This is a genomic window from Nocardia sp. NPDC006044, assembly GCF_042871115.1.
Classification (GTDB): domain Bacteria; phylum Actinomycetota; class Actinomycetes; order Mycobacteriales; family Mycobacteriaceae; genus Nocardia.
Window position 1 is genome coordinate 146,556 of the sequence record NZ_JBIAID010000005.1, and the last position, 20,073, is coordinate 166,628.

Sequence of the window (20,073 nt, forward strand, 5' to 3'; positions counted from 1 at the left end):
GGCGACAACAGGCAGGGTGAGGCTTCTCCATGGTTCGGTCGGTCGGGCAGCGGTATGACGACGCGCGCGTAGCGGTGTGCGCGTGACCGAGCGCAGCGAGAGCGTGTTACAGCCCGCCTGGGGCATGACGGAGCCGAGCGCCGGCGAGGTGGAGTCATGACCCGACCGGCACGCGTTCGGCCCACCCGAACCAGGCGATCCCGCGTCACCACGCTGCCGCAGCTGCTGGCCACCGCGGTCGAGGCGAACCCGAGCGGCGTCGGTGTCGCGTTCGCCGACGCCACCGGCACGCTGGCCGAGCTGAGCTACGCCGAGCTGGACGACCGCTCGACCAGGCTGGCCCGACTACTCATCGGCCGCGGAATCGGGCCGGAGGATCTGGTGGCCATCGGCATCCCGCGGTCGATCGACTCCGTGGTCGCGGCCTGGGCGGTGGCCAAGGCCGGGGCCGGCTTCGTGCCGGTGGACCCGAACTATCCGGCCGACCGGGTCGAGCACATGGTCGTCGACTCCGGCGCGGTCTTCGGACTGACCGTGGCCGCGGTGCGCGACGAGCTGCCGGACCGGGTGGACTGGCTGCCGATCGACACCGCGGACTGCGCCAGGCTGCTGGAGGAGTTCCCCGCCGACCCGGTGACCTACATCGATCGGGTGCGGCCGCTGCGCGCCGAGCATCCCGCCTATGTGATCTATACCTCGGGTTCCACCGGCAAGCCCAAGGGCGTCGTCGTCACCCAGGCCGGCCTGTCGAGCTTCTGCGACGAGCAGCGCGAGCGGTACCGGGTCACGAGCGACTCGCGGACTCTGCATTTCGCGTCGCCGTCGTTCGACGCGTCGGTGCTGGAGCTGCTGCTCGCGGTCGGCGGCGCGGCCACCATGGTGGTCGTCGCGCCGACGGTGTTCGGCGGCGAGGAACTCGCGGCGCTGATCCGCCGGGAGCGCGTGACGCACGCGTTCATCACCCCGGCCGCGCTGGCGTCGGTGGACCCGTCCGGGCTCGACGAGTTGCGCGTGGTGGTCGCGGGCGGCGAGGCGTGCCCGCCGGAGTTGGTGCGGCGCTGGGCCACACCGGTTTCCGGCGATCGGACCCGGGAGTTCTTCAACGGATACGGGCCCACCGAGACCACCATCATGACGAATATCAGTGCGCCGCTGGCCGCGGACGCACCGGTGACCATCGGCGGGCCGATCCGCGCGATCACCGAATACGTACTGGACGAGCAGCTGGTGCCGGTCGCCGCCGGGGACGCCGGCGAGCTGTACATCACCGGCGCGCAGCTGGCCAGGGGCTACCACGACCGCGCGGGGCTGACCGCGTCCCGGTTCGTCGCGAATCCGTTCGACGCCAACGGCTCCCGGCTGTACCGGACCGGCGACCTGGTGCGCTGGAGCGATTCGGGGGAGTTGGAGTACCTGGGCCGCAACGACTTCCAGGTGAAGATCCGCGGTTTCCGGATCGAGCTGGGGGAGATCGACGCGGTGCTCGCCGCGCACGAGACCGTCGATTTCGCGGTCACCGTCGGGCACGACCTCGACAGCGGCGCGACGATCCTGGTCTCCTACGTGCATTCCGCGCCCGGCATGGACGCGGATGCCGCCGAGCTGGCCGCGGTCGCCGAGCAGAGCCTGCCCGCGCACATGGTGCCGACTGTGGTCATGGTGCTGGCCACGATCCCGCTGACCCCGGTCGGCAAGCTGGACCGGGCCGCGCTGCCCTCGCCGCGCTTGCAGACCAAGGTGTTTCGCGCGCCGGTCGGCCCGCTCGAGGAGCTGGTCGCGGACGTCTTCGCCGAGCTGCTCGGGCCCGGCGCACCGGTCGGCGCCGACGACAACTTCTTCGAACTCGGCGGTAATTCGCTCATCGCCACCCAGGCCGCCGCCCGGCTCGGTGCGGCGCTCACGGCGCGGGTGCCCGCGCGGCTGATCTTCGAAACCCCCACCGTCGCCGGGCTGGCCGAGCGGCTGGAGACGTTGAAGGGCGCGGGCGACCGGCGCGCGCTCGCGCCGACCGAACGGCCGGAACATATTCCGCTGTCGCTGGCCCAGCAGCGGATGTGGTTCCTCAACCAGTTCGATACCACCTCGGCGGCGAACAACATTCCGTTCGCCATCCGGTTGTCCGGCCTGCTGGATGTGTCGGCGTTGCAGGCCGCGATCACCGATGTGATCGAGCGGCACGAGACGCTGCGCACCGTCTACCCGGCCATCGACGGCACCGGTTACCAGGTGATTCTGCCTGCGGCCCAGGCCGTTCCGGACCTGGCGCCGAAACCGCTCGCCGAACACGAGCTGGCGGACTGGTTGCGCGAGTTCGCGCTGGCCGGCTTCGACGTGGCCGCCGAGGTGCCGCTGCGCATCGCGCTGGCCGAGCTGTCGCCGAGCGAGCACGTGGTCGTCGTGGTGGTGCACCACATCGCCGCCGACGGCGCGTCGGTGGCCCCGTTCCTGCGAGATCTGCTCGGCGCCTTCCTGTCCCGGCGCAACGGCGCCCCGCCCGCGGTGCCGCCGCTGCCGGTGCAGTACGCCGACTACACGCTGTGGCAGCGCGAGGTGCTCGGCGACGAGTCCGATCCGACGTCGGTGGCCGCCGCGCAGATCGCTTACTGGCGGCATGTGCTGGCGGGCATTCCGGATCGGCTGGAGCTACCCGCGGACCGGCCGCGCCCGCCGGTCGCCTCCGGCAACGGTGCGGAGTACACCTTCGAAGTGAGCGCCGAGGTGCATCGCGGGCTCATCGAGCTCGCCCAGCGCTCGGGCGCTTCGGAATTCATGGTGGTGCACGCCGCGTTCGCGGCCCTGCTCGCCCGGCTCACCGGCACCGGCGACATCACCATCGGCACGCCGGTCGCCGGCCGCGGTGAACGCGAGCTCGACGGGCTCATCGGTATGTTCGTCAACACGCTGGTGTTGCGCACCCCGATCGACCCGGGCACCTCGTTCCTCGACCTGCTCGACGCCACCAAAGAGACCGACCTGGCGGCGTTTTCGCATGCGGAGCTGCCGTTCGAGCGACTGGTCGAGGTGCTCGACCCGGTGCGCTCGCAGGCCCATCACCCGCTGTTCCAGGTGGCGCTGTTCTTCCAGAACATGACCAGGGCCCAGGTCGAGCTGCCCGGATTGTCCGCGCAGGCGGTCGAATTCGACGGCGCGGTAGCCAAGTTCGATCTCCAGCTGACGGTGGTGCCGAAGCCGGAGAACGGGTTCTCCGCGCAGTTCCTCTATGCCACGGATCTGTTCGACGAGGCCACCATCGCGGAGTTCGCGCGGCGGTTCGAACGGCTGCTGGTCGCGGTCGGCGCCGATCCGGAGCGCGCGGTCGGGGAGATCGACCTGCTCGCACCGGCGGAGCTGGCGCGGATTCTGGTCGGCTGGAACGAGACCCGGCACGCGGTCGCGCCCGAGCTGCTGCTGGATGGATACCGGCGGGCCGTCGCGGCGCATCCGGAAGCCGTTGCGCTGGTGCACGAAGGCGCGACGCTGACGTACCGCGAGTTCGATGAGCGGGTGAATCGCCTTGCCCGGCTGCTGATTACGCAGGGCGTCGGCTCGGAGTCGCTGGTGGGTTTGGCGATTCGGCGTTCGCTGGATCTGGTTGTGGGTATGTATGCGATCGTCTCTGCGGGTGGGGCGTATGTGCCGTTGGATCCGGATCATCCGGCCGAGCGGATCGCGCACATCCTCGATACGGCACGACCGGCCTGTGTGGTCACCACCTCGGCGGACGCGATCGAGGTGCGGGCCGGTACCCCGGTGCTGACCCTGGATACGGTCGACACCAGCGCTTTCGACGGTGCGCCGGTGCGCAGGGACGAGTTGCTCCGTGCGGTGCTGCCGCAGCATCCCGCCTACGTCATCTTCACCTCGGGCTCCACCGGTCGCCCCAAGGGTGTCGCGGTGTCGCACGCGGCGATCAACAATCAGATCGAGTGGATGCTCGCCGAGTACCCGCTCGGCACCGACGATGTGTACCTGCAGAAGACCGCGACCACCTTCGACGTGTCGCTGTGGGGCTTCTTCATGCCGCTGCGGGCCGGCGCCAAGCTCGTAGTCGCCACCCACGACGGACACCGTGATCCCGTCTACGTCGCGGAAACCATTGCCGCGCAGCGGGTCACCGTCACCGACTTCGTGCCGTCCATGCTGACCGTGTTCGCCGCGCACACCGCGGCGGATGCCTGCCCGACGCTGCGGGACGTCTTCGTGATCGGCGAGGCGCTGCCGCCGGAGACGGTCGGCGCGTTCCGCGCGGTATCGGCCGCCCGAGTGCACAACCTGTATGGCCCGACCGAGGCCGCGGTATCGGTGACCTACTGGACGGCCGACGGTTCGGATACCCGTTCGGTGCCGATCGGCTTGCCGCAGTGGAACACCCAGGTCTACGTGCTCGATGCCCGGCTGCGGCCGGTGCCCGCCGGGGTGTCCGGCGAGCTCTACCTCGCCGGTGATCAGCTGGCGCGCGGCTACGTACGCAGGCCGGATCTGACCGCCGATCGATTCGTGGCCGACCCGTTCGGCTTCGGCGAGCGCATGTACCGCACCGGCGACCTGGTCGTGTGGCGCGACGCCACCGCCGGTCGCGCGCATCGGCTGGAGTACCTCGGCCGCACCGACTTCCAGGTGAAGTTCCGTGGCCAGCGCATCGAGCTCGGCGAGATCGAGACTGCGCTGCTGGCCCAGCCCGCGGTGAACCAGGCGGTGGCGCTGGTCAGCCGGTCCGCGCTGGGCGATCAGCTGGTCGCCTATGTCGTTGCCGCGCCGGGACATTCGATCGAGCAGCCGGAGCTGCTCGCCGCGATCGCGGAAACATTGCCCGCGTACATGATTCCGACGGCGCTCGTCGCCTTGGACGCGTTCCCGCTGAATCCGAGCGGCAAGCTGGACCGCAAGGCGCTGCCCGAGCCGACCTTCACCGCGCGCGAATTCCGCGCTCCCGCGACGCCGGTCGAGGAGATCGTCGCCGAGGTGTTCGGCGAGGTGCTCGGCCTGGATCGGGTCGGCGCCGACGACGACTTCTTCGCCCTCGGCGGCAACTCGCTGATCGCCACCCAGCTGGTGGCCCGCCTCGGCGCCGCGGTGAACGCGAAGGTGCCGGTGCGCACGCTGTTCGAGACGCCGACCGTACAGTCGCTGGCCGCCGCGATCGAATCCAGGACGCACGCCGAGCGGGGCGTGCGGCTCGGCAGCATCGTCAGGCCTGAGCAGTTGCCGTTGTCGCTGGCGCAGCGGCGAATGTGGTTCCTCAACCGGTTCGACCAGGCCGACGGCGAGGACGCGGCCGTCGGTTCGGCCGCCTACAACCTGCCGTTCGCGTTGCGACTGACCGGCGCGCTGGATGTCGCCGCACTCGGCGCGGCCCTGGACGACGTGGTGAGCAGGCACGAGGTGCTGCGCACCGTGTACCCGGAGAACGCCGACGGTCCAGTGCAGGTCGTGCTGCCCGCGAGCCTGGTTGCCCTCGACGTCACCGCCCGCCCGGTTGCCGCGGCCGACGTGCCGGGTGCGGTGTACGCGCTGGCGTCGACGCCGTTCGACGTGACCGGCGAGGTGCCGGTGCGCGTGCGGTTGTTCGAAATCACCGACGGCGCAGCGGGTTCGGACTATGTGCTCGCGGTGGTGGTGCATCACATCGCGGCGGACGCGTCCTCGATGGGACCGCTGGTGCGTGATGTGATGATCGCGTATGCGGCGCGGACCGCGGGCGAGGCGCCGGGCTGGAATCCGTTGCGTGTGCAGTACGCCGATTACGCGCTGTGGCAGCGGGCGGTGCTCGGCGACGAGAACGACCCGGAGTCGATTGCCGCGCAGCAGATCCTGTTCTGGCGCAAGCAGCTGGCCGGATTGCCCGACCTGCTGGAACTGCCGACCGATCGGCCGCGCCCGGCGATCGCGTCGATGGCGGGTGCACGGGTGGATGTGCGGATCGACGCCGCTACCCACGCCGGTCTCGTGGAACTCGGTCGCGCGCATGGTGCGACGTTGTTCATGGTCGTGCACACCGCGCTTGCGGTGCTGCTGGCCCGGCTCTCGGGTTCCGGCGACATCGCCATCGGAACCCCGGTGGCCGGTCGTGGCGAGCGTGAGCTGGACGACCTGATCGGCATGTTCGTCAACACCGTGGTCTTCCGGGCCACCTTCGACGGCGGCGAATCGTTCGCCGATGTGCTTGCGCGGCAGCGCGATACCGACTTGCAGGCGTTCGCGCACGCGGATATTCCGTTCGAGCGCTTGGTCGAGGTGCTGAACCCGCCGCGCTCGACGGCACACCACCCGCTGTTCCAGGTCGGGTTGTCGTTCCAGAACATCGCGCGCACCGCGCTCGAACTGCCCGGCCTCACCGTGGCCGGCGTCGACGCCGATCTCGATGTGTCGCAGTTCGATCTGCATCTGATCGTCGGCGACGGCTACGACGAATCCGGCGCCCCCACCGGCATCGGCGGGTTCTTCACCTATGCCACCGACCTTTTCGACGCCGCCACCGTGCAGGGCTTCGCGGATCGGCTGGCGCGCATCCTCGCCGCCGTGGTCGCCGACGCCGCGACACCCGTCGGCGATATCGACCTGCTCGCGGCCGATGAACGCGACTCGGTCCTGGTGCGCTGGAACGACACCGCGCACGTGGTCGCCGATGCCGCGACGCTGCCGGCGTTCCTGCAGCGCGCGGTGCTGGCCGCGGCCCCCGAGGCGGTCGCCGTGGTGGCCGACCTGCCCGACGGTGCCCGGCACGAGCTGAACTACGTCGAGCTGGACACCCGGGTGAATCGTCTTGCCCGGTACCTCATCTCGATCGGGGTCGGACCGGAATCGCGGGTGGCGCTCGCCTTCCGCCGATCGGTGGACCTGGTCGTGGCGATGTACGCGGTGGCGAAATCCGGTGGCGTGTATGTGCCGGTAGACCCGGACCAGGCCGCCGAACGCACCGACTACATCCTCGCCACGGCCGCGCCCGTGTGCGTGCTGACCAACGCGGACGCCGAATTCGACACCGAGGCCGCCCCCGTGGTGCCCGTCGACGAGCTGGTCCTGGGTTCCTTTGCCAGCGGTCCGCTCGCGGACTCGGAGCGCGTCGCGCCCTTGCGGCCGGAGAACACCGCGTACGTGATCTTCACGTCCGGCTCGACCGGCCGGCCGAAGGGCGTAGCCGTCTCGCACGCCGCGATCGCGAACCAGTTGCAATGGAAGACAGCCGAATTCGGCCTGTCCGACGACGACGCCGTGCTGCTCAAGACCGCCGCGACTTTCGACCTCTCGGTTTGGGAGTTCTGGTCGGCCGTGGCCTGCGCGGGCAAACTGGTGATCGCCACCCCGGACGGGCATCGCGACCCGGCCTACCTCAACGACCTGATCAGCCGGGAATCGGTGACGACGCTGCACGCCGTCCCGTCCATGCTGGATGCCCTGCTGGTGCATACCGGCACCGCGGCGGACCCGGAACCGTCACCGCTGCGGCGCGTGCTCGCCATCGGCGAGGCCCTGCCCGCCGCCTTGGCGCAGCGATTCCTGCTGGCGCACCCCGATGTTCGGCTGGACAACCTGTACGGCCCCACCGAAGCCGCCGTGTCGATTACCCGGCATCGGGTGACCGAGGTTGACCAGGGCTCGGTGCCGATCGGCACGCCGGAGTGGAACAGCCAGGCCTACGTGCTCGACAGCCGCCTGCGCCCCGTGCCGGTCGGCGTCTTCGGCGAGCTGTACTTGGCGGGCAATCAGCTGGCGCGTGGCTACTTCGGTCGCGCGGATCTGACCGCGGATCGGTTCGTGGCCAACCCGTTCCGGTCCGGTGCGCGGATGTACCGCACCGGCGACCTCGTGGCCTGGAACCGCGACGGCGAGCTGGAGTACCAGGGGCGCACCGACTTCCAAGTGAAGATCCGCGGCTTCCGCATCGAGCTCGGGGAGATCGAGGCCGCGCTGCTGGCGCTGCCCGAGATCGCGCAGGCCGCGGTGGTCGCGAAGTCCGATCCGAAGACCGGTGATCGCCTGGTCGCCTATCTGGTTCCCACCGCGGAAGCCGTCGCGCCGCCCGGACCGGCCGGTTCCTTCGCCGTCCAAGCCGCTGCCTTCGCCGCGCAGGCCGCCGCCGAAGCGGGCGGTCCCGAAGAGCCCGCCGGCCTCGATGTGGCACAGGTGAAGTCGGCGCTGGGCGAGGCGTTGCCGTCGTACATGGTGCCGTCGGCATTCGTGGTGCTGGACGCGTTGCCGCTGAACGTGAACGGCAAGCTGGATCGGAAGGCGTTGCCGGAGCCGGAGTTCGAGGCGCTGGTGTTCCGTGCGCCGTCGACCCCGATCGAGGAGATCGTCGCGTCGGTGTACGCCGAGGTGCTCGGCGTCGAACGGGTCGGCGCCGACGACGACTTCTTCGCCCTCGGCGGTAATTCATTGCTGGCCACCCAGGTTGCCGCGCGGATCGGCGCGGCGCTCGATTCGCGGGTGCCGGTGCGCGCGCTGTTCGAGGCGTCCACCGTCGCCGGGCTCGCGGTCAAGGTCGAGCACACCACGACCGAGCACACGCGCAATCCGCTTGTCGCGCAGCCGCGCCCCGACCACATCCCGTTGTCGTCGGCGCAGCAGCGGATGTGGTTCCTCAACCAGTTCGACACCTCGGCCGCCGTCTACAACATTCCCGCCGCGATCCGGCTGTCCGGCGACCTGGACGTCGACGCGTTGCAGCAAGCCGTCGCCGATCTCGTCGCCCGGCATGAGATCATGCGCACCGTCTACCCGGAGACCATGGCCGGCCCGACCCAGCGAATCCTTGCGCCGCACGAGGTTTCGGTGGATCTCGCGCCCGCGCAGATCGGCGAGGAACGGGTCGCGCACGAGGTGCAGCGCATCGTCTCCGCGGGTTTCGACGTCACCATGGAGGTGCCGTTCCGGGCCCGGCTGTTCCAGCTCGCGGCCAGCGAATACGTTCTGGTGTTCGTCGCCCACCACATCAGCGCCGACGGCTGGTCGATGGGCCCGCTGACCCGCGACCTGATGCTGGCCTACGCCGCTCGCAGCGGCGGCGAGGCGCCGTCCTGGGCCCCGCTGCCCATCCAGTACGCCGACTACGCGCTCTGGCAGCGCAGCGTGCTCGGCAGCGACGACGATCCCGAATCGCTCGCGGGCGCCCAATTGGCCTACTGGACCACCGAACTCGCCGGCCTGCCGGACGAGCTGAACCTGCCGGCCGACCGGCCGCGCCCCGCCGCGCAGAGTTTCGCGGGCGGTAAAACGGATTTCGTCATCGACGCCGACGTGCACGCGGCTCTGGTCGGACTGGCCAAGCAGCACAACGCGACGTTGTTCATGGTCGTGCACACCGCGCTCGCGGTGTTCCTGGCGCGCATGTCCGGCACCGAGGACGTGGCCATCGGCACTCCGATCGCGGGCCGCGGCGAGGCCGAACTCGACGATCTGATCGGCATGTTCGTCAACACCCTGGTCCTGCGCACCCGGGTCGCGGCCGACCTCGGCTTCACCCACCTGCTCGCCGCCAACCGGGAGACCGACCTGCGGGCATTCGCCAACGCGGACACCCCGTTCGAGCGCCTGGTCGAGGTGCTGGACCCGGAGCGTTCCGCGGGCAGGCACCCGCTGTTCCAGGTGGCGCTGTCGTTCGAGAACCTGGCCGCGACCAGCTTCGAGCTGCCCGGCCTGAGCTTCGCCGCGCTCGACCCGGCGGCCGACACCGCCAAGTTCGATCTGCTGCTGACCATGCGCGAGCAGCGCACCGAGGCGGGCGCGGAGGCCGGTCTCGCCGCCGAATTCACCTATGCCCGTGACCTGTTCGACGAGCAGACGGTCAGCGAGTTCGGCCGTCGCTTCCGTGGCATCCTGGCCGCCGTCGCGCAGGACCCGGACACCGCGGTCGGCGACCTGGAGATCCTGGACGAGTCCGAGCGGGCCGACCTGGTCTCCCGGGCGGGCGCCGAGGCGGCCGCCCCGCGCAGCCTGCCGGAGCTGATGGCGTCGGCGGTCACCCGGAATCCCACCGGCGCCGCCCTCGTCGTCGGCGGACGTTCGTTCAGCTACGTCGAACTCGACGCCGCCTCTTCGCAATTGGCGCGCACGCTGATCGATCGTGGCGCGGGCCCGGACGTCTTGGTCGCCTTGGCCATCCGGCGCTCGGTGGAGTCCCTGCTCGCGCTGTGGGCGATCGCCAAGACCGGCGCGGCGATCGTGCCGATCGACCCGACCTACCCGGCCGACCGGATCGCGCACATGGTGGCCGATTCCGGTGCGGCACTGGGCGTCACGCTGACCGCCGAGCTCGGCGGCCTGCCCGCGATGGCGGGCGGCCGGCCCTGGTTCGTGCTCGACGATCGCGACTTCACCTTCGACGTCGCGTCCCGCTCGGACCGCCCGATCAGCCTCACCGAACGCCACGGTCCGATCCGGAGCACCAACGCCGCGTATGTGATCTACACCTCGGGCTCCACCGGCGTGCCCAAGGGCGTGGTCGTCACACACGCGGGCCTGGCCAACTTCAGCGCCGAGCAGGTGGAGCGCTACGAGCTCGACCAGACCACGCGCGCACTGGCTTTCGCGTCCCCGTCGTTCGACGCGTCGATGCTGGAGCTGCTGCTCGCGCTTGGCCCGGCGGGTGCGCTGGTGGTCGCGCCGCCGCAGACGTTCGGCGGCGACGAATTGGCCGAACTGATCCGGACCGAGGGCGTCACGCACGCCTTCCTCACCCCGTCCGTGCTCGCCTCGCTCGACCAGGACGCGCTGTCCGGCATGCAGGCCATCGTGGCGGGCGGCGAGGCGGTGCCCGCCGATCTGGTGGCCAAGTGGGCGGTGTCGGAGAACCGGCGCTTCCACAACGGTTACGGGCCCACCGAGACCACGATCATGACCAACATCAGCGACCCGCTGCGGGCCGGGGAGCCGGTGACCATCGGCGGCCCGATCCGCGGCATGCGTTCGCTGGTGCTCGACCGCAGGCTGCGTCCGGTGCCCGAAGGCGTTGCGGGCGAGCTGTATCTGGGCGGCATCCAGCTGGCACGCGGCTACCACGCCAGGCCGGGGCTGACCGCCGCGCGATTCGTCGCCGACCCGTACGGACGGCCGGGCGAACGGCTCTACCGCACCGGCGACGTGGTGCGCTGGGCGCGCGCCGAGGGCAAGCCGGTAGTGGAGTATGTGGGCCGCAACGACTTCCAGGTGAAGGTGCGCGGCTTCCGGATCGAGCTCGGCGAGATCGACGCCGCACTGACCGCGCAGCCCGGTGTCGAGTTCGCCGCCACCCTCGGCCGCGAATCCGGCGCCGGCGCAACGATGCTCGTCTCCTATGTGCTGCCGGCCAAGGGGGTGACGCTCGATATCGCGGCGCTGACCGAACAGCTCGGCAGCACGCTGCCGGAGTACATGGTGCCGACCGCCATCGTGGTGCTGGACGAGATCCCGCTGACCCCGGTCGGCAAGCTGGATCGGCGCGCGCTGCCCGAACCGGCCATCGAGACGACGGCCTACCGGGCTCCGCAGACCAAGGCGGAACTGACCATCGCCGAGGTGATCGGCGAGGTGCTCGGCATCGACCGGGTCGGGCTCGACGACGACTTCTTCGCCCTCGGCGGCGACAGCATCGTGTCCATTCAGGTGGTGTCGCGCTCGCGCGGTCGCGGCGTGACCTTTACTCCGCGTGACGTTTTCGAGTCGCGCACCGTGGCCGCGCTGGCCAAGGCCGCGGTGGTCGAGGACGGCCCGGGCGACGAGTCCGGCGACCTTCCGTTGACGCCGCACGCGGCTCGGCTGCTCGAAACCGGGGTCGAGGTGCGGGCGATCTCGCTCGACGTCCCGGAGAGCTGTGCGGTCGAAGCCGTGCACACCGCGGTCGGCAAGGTGCTCGATCAGCATCCGATGCTGTGGGTGCGGCTCGACCGCGACGGCGACACCCCGGTGCTGCGGATTCCTCCGGCCGACGAACGCACCGGGGAGGCGTTCCGCCGACTGGACGCGCAGCACGGTGAAACCACGCTGCCCATCGACGACGTGGTGCAGGCCGCCGCCGCGGCGCTCGATCCCGAGCAGGGCCGCAACATCCACTTCGTGCTCACCGGCGGACCCGAGGGACGGTCCACGCTGATCGTCGTCGCCAACGGCCTGGTCGTGGACGACATCTCGTGGCGGACCATCGTCGACCAGCTGACCGCGGCCTGGAGTCGCGGCAGGCACGCCGCTCCCGCGGCGCCGGAATCCGGCCTCGGCGTGCTCATCCGCGCGCTCTCGGCTAAGGCGCACGATCTGCGGACCATCGGCGAATTGGGCTGGTGGGAGCGGGTTCTGGCGACGATCCCGGAGGGGAATGTCGCGGACGGGCGCGATCTGCGTGCGCGCAGCCGGGTTTCGCTGGCGATCACCGCGGAGGGCGCCGCCGCGGTGGCCGCCGCCGCGGCGGCCTATCACGCCACCGTGGACGACGTCCTGCTCACCGCGGTCGCGCTGGCCCTGCAAACCGCGGCGGGCGATCCCGTCACGCGCGCCCTGGGCTCGGTGATCCGGTTGTCCGCCGACGAGCGGTCCGCGACCGATGCCGACGAGAACATGGTCGGCGGCTTCACCACCGACTTCCCGCTTCCGTTGCGGCTCAGCCGGATCGACGCCGACGATGCCCTCGTCGGCGGCCCGGCCGCGGGCGCCGCGCTCGCCCAGATCAAGGAGCTGCGCCGTTCGGTGCCCTCGCAGGGCGTCGGCTACGGCCTGCTGCGCTATCTCAACGCGGACACCGCCGCCGACCTGAGCGAGCTCGGGCGCGGCCGATTCGCGCTGCGCTACCGGGATCTGCGCCCGGCCAGGGTGCACACCGACACCACGGCCGACGACCTGTTGCTCGACCTCACCGTCGACGCCGCGGACGACGGCCTGGTCGCCCGATTCGACTACGCCTCCGCAGCATTCGCCGGCGAGGCGGTGAAAACCTTCGCCGAGCACTGGATCTACGCGCTCGGCGGGCTGGCCGAGCACGGATTGCGCGCGCAGGGCGTCACCTTCACGCCGTCGGACTTCAGCCTGGTCCGGTTGAAGCAGGCCGACATCGACCGCCTCGCCGCCGCCTATCCGAACCTCGCCGATGTGTGGCCGGTGACGCCGTTGCAGTCGGGCATGCTGTTCCACGCACTGCTCGCCGAGTCCTCGGTGGACGTCTACACCACCCAGTTCGTCCTGGATCTCGGCGGCGATGTCGACCCGGGCCGGATGCACCGGGCCGCGCAGGGCGTGCTGGATCGGCACGACAATCTGCGCGTCGCGTTCGCCGAGGACGCTGCCGGAAATCCGGTGCAGATCGTCCAGGACTCGCTCGAAGTGCCTTGGCGGCTCATCGATCTCAGCCAGCTGGAGCCGGACGCCGCGGCCGGGGAGCTGGCCGCGATCAAGGCGGCCGATCTGGCGGATCACTTCGACATGCGGACCGCGCCGCTGCTGCGGTTCGCGCTGATCCGTTCGTCCGCCGACGCCTTCCATTTGCTGGTGACCAGCCATCACATCCTGATCGACGGCTGGTCGATGCCGCTGCTGATGAAGGATCTGCTGACCCTGTACGCGCTCGGCGGCAATTCCCGGCATCTGCCCAAGGTTCCGTCGTATCGGGGCTACCTGGCCTGGCTGGTCGCGCAGAAGGCCGACGCGGCGCGCGCGGCCTGGCGCACCGCGCTCAGTGGGATCACCGAGCCGACGCCGCTGGCGCCGGTCGATCCCGGCCGCGAAATCTCGGCCGGCGTCGGCGAAGTCGGCTTCGAGCTGGCGCAGTCCGACACCACCGCGCTCACCCGGCTGGCGTCGGGTCTCGGCGTCACGGTGAACACGGTCGTGCAGGCGGCGTGGGGTCTGCTGATCGGACGCAGCGTCGATCGCGACGATGTGGTGTTCGGCGCCACCGTGTCCGGCCGGCCGCCGCAGCTGGACGGCGTGGAGAGCATGGTCGGGTTGTTCCTCAACGCGATCCCGGTGCGGGTGCGCCTCGGAGCCACCGACACGCTCGGCGGGCTGCTGCGTCAGCTGCAAGGCGAGCAGGCGGGTCTGCTGGACCACCACTACCTCGGACTCAGCGATATTCAGGAAACCATCGGTGTGGAAGGGCTTTTCGACTCCCTGGTGGTGTTCGAGTCCTTCCCGGTCGATCGTGACGGGCTGGACAAGGCCAGCGACATCGACGGTTTGAGCGTCACCGGCGTCGGCGCGGTCAACGGCACCCACTACCCGCTCACCGTGATGGTGGTGCTGGACAGCCAGCTCCGGGTGTCGGTGAAGTACCTGCGCGACCTGTTCGACGAGACGGCGGCACAGGCGCTCGCGCAACGGCTTTCGGCGCTGATCCGGCGGTTCGTGACCAACCCGCAGGCCCGGGTCGCCGACATCGACGTGCTGCTCGACACCGAACGCGCCGAACTGGCCGCCCGCAACGCCACCGAGGTGCCGGAGCTGCTCGACGACGCGACGCTGCTGTCGCTGTTCGACGCGCAGGTGGCGCGCACGCCGGACGCGCCCGCGGTGCGCTACGGCGACGTCACGCTCAGCTACGCCGATCTGGACCTGCGCTCACGGGCGCTGGCCGGGGAGATCGGCCGGTGGGGCATCGGCGCGGAATCGCGGGTCGGCGTGGCCATGCGACGCGGTATCGACCTGGTCGTCACCATCTACGGCGTGCTGCGGGCCGGCGCGGGGTACCTGCCGATCGATCCGGATCACCCGGCGGAACGCAACGAGTACGTGCTGGCCAGCGCCAACCCCGCGTGCGTGCTGACCACCACCGCCGACGCGTTCGAGACCGATACCGATATCGCGGTCGTCGCGGTGGACACGCTGTACCTGCCGCTGGAGTCGGTCGCGTTCACCGACACCGGCATTCGCCCGGACAACGTCGCCTATGTCATCTACACCTCGGGTTCCACCGGCCGGCCCAAGGGCGTGGTGATCACGCACCGGCAGATGGTCAACCAGTTCCGCTGGGCGCAGCGGGCCTACCCGCACGACACCGGCGACGTGGTGCTGCACAAGACGCCGATCACCTTCGACATCTCCACCTGGGAGTTGTTCTGGCCGTTGCAGACCGGCGCGTCGATCGTCGTCGCCGAACCGGACGGTCATCGCGATCCGGTGTATCTGGCCCAGACCATCGCCGAAAACGCGGTCAGCACGGTGCATTTCGTGCCGTCCATGCTGGACGCGTTCCTGGGGCCGGAGTCGGCGGCCGAATACCCGAGCCTGCGCCGGGTATTCGCCGCGGGCGAGGCGCTGACCGCCGAGACCGCGACCGCCTTCGCCGCCGCGCTGCCGAACACCCAGCTGGTGAACTGGTACGGGCCCGCCGAGGCGACGGTCGTCACCGATTACCCGGTCGAAGACACCGCTGCCCTGTCGATTCCGATCGGCACGCCGGTGGCCAATACTCAGGTGCACGTGCTCGACCGGCAGCTGCGCCCGGTGCCGCCCGGTTCCGCGGGTGAGCTGTACATCGCGGGCGTCCAGCTGGCCCGCGGATACCTCGGGGCGCCTGCCCTCACCGCGGAGCGGTTCGTCGCGCACGAGGGCGGTACGCGGCTCTATCGCACCGGTGACATCGTTCGCTGGCGGGCCGGGGTGCTGGAGTACCTGGGCCGCAGTGACTTTCAGGTGAAGCTGCGCGGTCAGCGAGTCGAACTGGGCGAGATCGAAACCGTGCTGCTCGGCCTCGATTCCGTGCGCCACGCCGCCGTCAGCCTGGTCGGCGGCAGCACCGGTGACCGGCTCGTCGCCTACCTCGTCGCCGGGCCGGGGGAGACCATCGACCAGACGGCCGCCCTGCTGCACGCGCGGGCCGCCTTGCCGTCGTACATGGTGCCGTCGGCGTTCCTGGTCTTGGACGCGTTGCCGCTCAACGCCAGCGGCAAGCTCGACCGCAAGGCGCTGCCGGTGCCCGAGCTCGCGGCCCGGCCGTACCGGCCGCCGACGACTCCGCTGGAGCGGACCATCGTCGAGGTCTTCGCCGAGATCCTGGGCGTCGACCGGGTCGGACTGGACGACGACTTCTTCGACCTGGGCGGCAATTCGCTGGTCGCGACCCGCGCGGTCAGCCGGTTGCGCACGCTCACCGGCGCCGAGGTCCGGGTGCAGTGGTTCTTCACCGATTCGACGCCCGGCTCGCTGGCCACCCGCATCCTCGCCGCGCTGGCCGGCGACCACGACTACGACCTCGACTCGAACGCCGCGCTCGGCGTGCTGCTGTCCATCCGGACCAGGGTGCCGCACGACATGGCCCCCGCCGAGCCGCTGTTCTGCATCCATCCGATGTACGGATTGTCCTGGTGTTACGCGGGATTGGCGCGCTACGTGCCGGCCGGCAGGCCGATCTTCGGCTTGCAGTCGCCCGCGCTGACCGAGGAGGGCTACCTGCCCGCCTCGCTGGCCGAGATGGCCGCAAGGTACGTCGCGGAGATCCGGGCCGTGCAGCCGCACGGGCCGTACCGGCTGCTCGGCTGGTCGCTCGGCGGCGTGCTCGCGCATGCCATCGCGACCGAATTGCAGGCCGCGGGTGAGCAGGTCGCGCTGCTGGCCATGCTGGACAGTCATCCCGACATCGATGTGACCGACTTCCGCGCGGCGATCCGGGAGGCGCTCGGCGAGCTCGGCATCGGGGCCGACGGGCTGCTGCCCACCGACGGCGACATCCACGATCTCAGCGACGAGGCGCTGGCCGCGCTGCACGCCACCATCCCGCCGGACATGGCGGTGCTCACGCCCGAGCGGGTGCGCCGGATCTACCGCAGCGCGGTGCGTTCGGCCGAGTTGATCGCCGAGCATCGCCCAGCGGTGTTCCACGGCCGGCTCGACTACTACAGCGCGGCTGGTCACGACACCGCGGCAGCCAACTGGCAACCGTTCGTCGACGGTCGTGTCGAAGATCACCCGATCGGGGTCGCGCATGATCAGATGACCACGCCGGAGGCGCTGGCCGAGATCGGGCCGAGTCTGTCGGACCTGCTCGATCCGCGGGCGCACTAGGTGGGTCGGGCGCGCCCGAAACGGGGTAGCTCAGGCATGATGGGGCAACGCTGCGGTAACGATCACCTCTTTTGCCGCGACAACATAGCCCGTATGGTCTGCCGTGGTGTGTCCAGGGCGGCCACCGCAGGGCACGTGGGGTAATGCAGATGGAATCTCGAGACGAAGCGAAGGTGCGAAATTGATACGTCGACAGACCCGGCGCAGCGGCCTGCGTGCCGCCGCGGCGATCGCGGCCACTGCGGTCCTCGCGGGAGTGATGACCGGCCTCGGCGTGGCCCCCGCGTCGGCCGCTGACCCGATCATCGACGGCAAGAGTCTGCTGGCCAACCCGACCTCGCCCGACGGCTCGAAGATCACCAAGGCCGAGTACAAGGACGCGCGCAACCTCCGGTTGTACGTGTACTCGGCGGCGATGGATCAGAAGGTCATCATCGACGTGCAGCGCCCGGCCGACGCGTCGGTCCCGCGCCCGACCCTGTACCTGCTCAACGGCGCGGGCGGCGGCCAGGACGATGCCTCCTGGCAGGCGAAGACCGATGCGCTGGCGTTCCTTTCGGATAAGAACGTCAACGTGATCCAGCCGATCGGTGGCAAGTGGAGCTACTACACCGACTGGATCAAGGACGACCCGACGCTCGGCCGCAACAAGTGGAAGACCTTCTTCACCGAGGAGCTGCCGCCGCTGGTCGACGGGGCGCTGGGCACCAATGGCGTGAACGCGATCGCGGGCCTGTCCACCTCGGGGACCACCGTGCTCGCGCTGCCGATCGCCAAGCCCGGCCTGTACAAGGCGGCCGCGGCCTACAGCGGTTGCGCCCAGACCAGTGACCCGGTCGGCTCGGAGTTCGTCAAGCTCACCGTCGAGACCTGGGGCGGCGGCAACACCGAGAACATGTGGGGCCCGCCGGGAGCGCCGGATTGGGCGGCCAACGATCCGTATGTGCACGCCGAGGGCCTGCGCGGACTCGACCTCTACATCTCCACCGGCAACGGCCTGCCCGGCCAGTACGACACGCTCGACGGCAAGTACGCGCTGCCCGGCGCCTACGGTCTGGCGAACCAGATCATCATCGGCGGCGTGATCGAGGCGGGCACCAACTTCTGCACCAACAACCTCAAGGGCAAGCTGGACTCGCTGGGCATCCCGGCGACCTACAACTTCCGCAACAGCGGCACCCACTCGTGGGGCTACTGGCGCGACGAGTTCCAGCTCTCCTGGCCGGTCCTGGCCCGCGGCCTGGGCATCTGACAGACCCGGCTAAATACCGACCGACCGCCTGGTTATACCTTTGGGTATGACCAGGCGGTCGGCTTTTACGGGTAGGGCTAACGAAAGAGTTCGGAGACCCGTAAAATTCTGTTCTGTGAGTACGACGATGGCGGAGTCCGCTAAAGCAGCGTCCCAGCGGGCCCGTGCGGCCGGCCTCTTGCTCGGCCCCGCCTTCGTGGCGGCGATCGCGTACGTCGACCCGGGCAACGTGGCGTCGAATATCAGCGCGGGCGCGAAGTTCGGGTATCTGCTCGTCTGGGTCATCGTGATGGCCAACGTGATGGCGGGGCTCGTCCAATTCCTTTCGGCCAAGCTGGGATTGGTGACCGGCCTGTCGCTGCCGGAGGCGGTGCGCGAACGGTCGGGGCGGGGCACCCGGCTCGCCTACTGGGGGCAGGCGGAAACCGTCGCGATGGCCACCGACCTGGCCGAGGTGGTCGGCGGGGCGATCGCGCTCAACCTGCTGTTCCAGCTGCCGCTGCTGCTCGGCGGCGTGATCACCGGCGTGGTTTCGATGGGTCTGCTGCTGGTGCAGGACCGGCGCGGGCAGCAGCCGTTCGAGCGGGTGATCACCGGCCTGCTGGCGATCATCGCGATCGGCTTCCTGGCCAGCGTCTTCATCTCACCGCCGTCGGTCGGCGGCACCCTGGGCGGCCTGCTGCCCAGGTTCCAGGGCTCGGAGAGCGTGCTGCTCGCCGCGGCCATGATCGGCGCGACGGTAATGCCGCACGCGGTGTACCTGCACTCCGGTCTGGCCAGGGACCGGCACGGCCATCCGCCGGTCGGGGCGCAGCGGGTCCGGCTGCTCAAGATCACCAAAATCGATGTGGTGCTGGCGATGCTGCTGGCCGGCACGGTCAACCTGGCGATGCTGCTGATGGCGGCGAATACGTTGCGCGACCGCGAGATCGAGACCCTGCAGGACGCGCACACCGCCGTCGGCGACGCATTGGGTCCGGTCGCGGCGCTGCTGCTCGCCATCGGTCTGCTCGCCTCCGGCCTGGCCTCGACCTCGGTCGGCGCCTACGCGGGCGCGATGATCATGCAGGGCCTGCTGCGCCGCCACATCCCGCTGCTCCTGCGCCGCCTGGTCACCCTGATCCCCGCCCTGGTCATCCTCGGTGTCGGCATCGATCCCACTCGCGCACTGATCATTTCGCAGGTTGTCCTGTCCTTCGGCATCCCCTTCGCCCTGATCCCACTGGTCCGCTTCACCAGCGATCGGGTGCTGATGGGCACCGACGTCAACCACCGCGTCACCACCATCCTGGCCTGGCTGATAGCAGCGATAATCTCAGCCCTCAACATCGCCCTGATCTACCTCACGCTCACCGGCGCCTGACCATCCACACCCGTCAGCGAAACCGCCGCGGATCGAACCCACCGTTGTCCAAAGTGTTTGTGACGCAACCACAGCCAGATGACCACGCTGGGACTGGACGTCGCTTGCTCGACATGCGCCTAAAGCCGGGTACGGCAGGCGACGTGCTCAGCACTACTTCAGTGAAAACCTGGGTAGGTCTTCAGCTTTTCTCGTCAGGTTGCGTTGGGACATGCCGGGGGTCTACCTGGCGAGTCAGGTATACCTGCTCCTGGAGATGATCGATAGTGCTGGGCACGTCAGGTGGGGTCCCCGACCTACTTAGGCAGTTGGCATGGGCAACGCTCGGGTTCCGGCGTGGTCATCGGGTGGTGGTCCGGTTCAAAGAGGCATGGAAAAGAGGGAGTCAAGTGGCCGACCCTGTCTGGTGGGCCAGGTCCTCTCGCTCATCGAGTCGAGTCAAAAGGTCGTTTTCGTATCGAGTCGAGTCAAAAGGTCGTTGTTCAAGATCAATTGGCGA

Annotated in this window: 3 protein-coding genes; all 3 read left to right on the top strand. The window is 69.8% G+C overall.

Features of this window, described 5'->3' with window-relative positions; genetic code table 11:
- Positions 1–156 precede the first annotated feature (156 nt).
- The 3 genes from ACFYO1_RS37005 to ACFYO1_RS37015 all read left to right on the top strand — a co-directional run bounded on the left by ACFYO1_RS37005 (position 157) and on the right by ACFYO1_RS37015 (position 19,574).
- A complete protein-coding gene (locus tag ACFYO1_RS37005; RefSeq protein ID WP_387242036.1) occupies positions 157–16,959 on the top strand; it encodes a non-ribosomal peptide synthase/polyketide synthase in 16,803 nt (5,600 codons plus the stop codon).
- A 259-nt stretch (positions 16,960–17,218) separates the two neighbouring features.
- Entirely contained in the window at positions 17,219–18,211 is a 993-nt protein-coding gene (locus ACFYO1_RS37010; protein WP_387243129.1) for an alpha/beta hydrolase, read from the top strand.
- A gap of 127 nt (positions 18,212–18,338) precedes the next feature.
- Positions 18,339–19,574: an Nramp family divalent metal transporter gene (locus tag ACFYO1_RS37015; protein WP_387243132.1), complete on the top strand. Its 1,236-nt coding sequence runs from the start codon at positions 18,339–18,341 to the stop codon at positions 19,572–19,574.
- The last annotated feature ends 499 nt before the right edge of the window (positions 19,575–20,073 follow it).

Excerpts from the sequence above, each read along its gene's own strand:
- ACFYO1_RS37005 (WP_387242036.1), top strand. The coding sequence starts at position 157 with ATGACCCGACCGGCACGCGTTCGGCCCACCCGAACCAGGCGATCCCGC.
- ACFYO1_RS37015 (WP_387243132.1), top strand. The coding sequence starts at position 18,339 with ATGGCGGAGTCCGCTAAAGCAGCGTCCCAGCGGGCCCGTGCGGCCGGC.
- ACFYO1_RS37010 (WP_387243129.1), top strand. The coding sequence starts at position 17,219 with ATGACCGGCCTCGGCGTGGCCCCCGCGTCGGCCGCTGACCCGATCATC.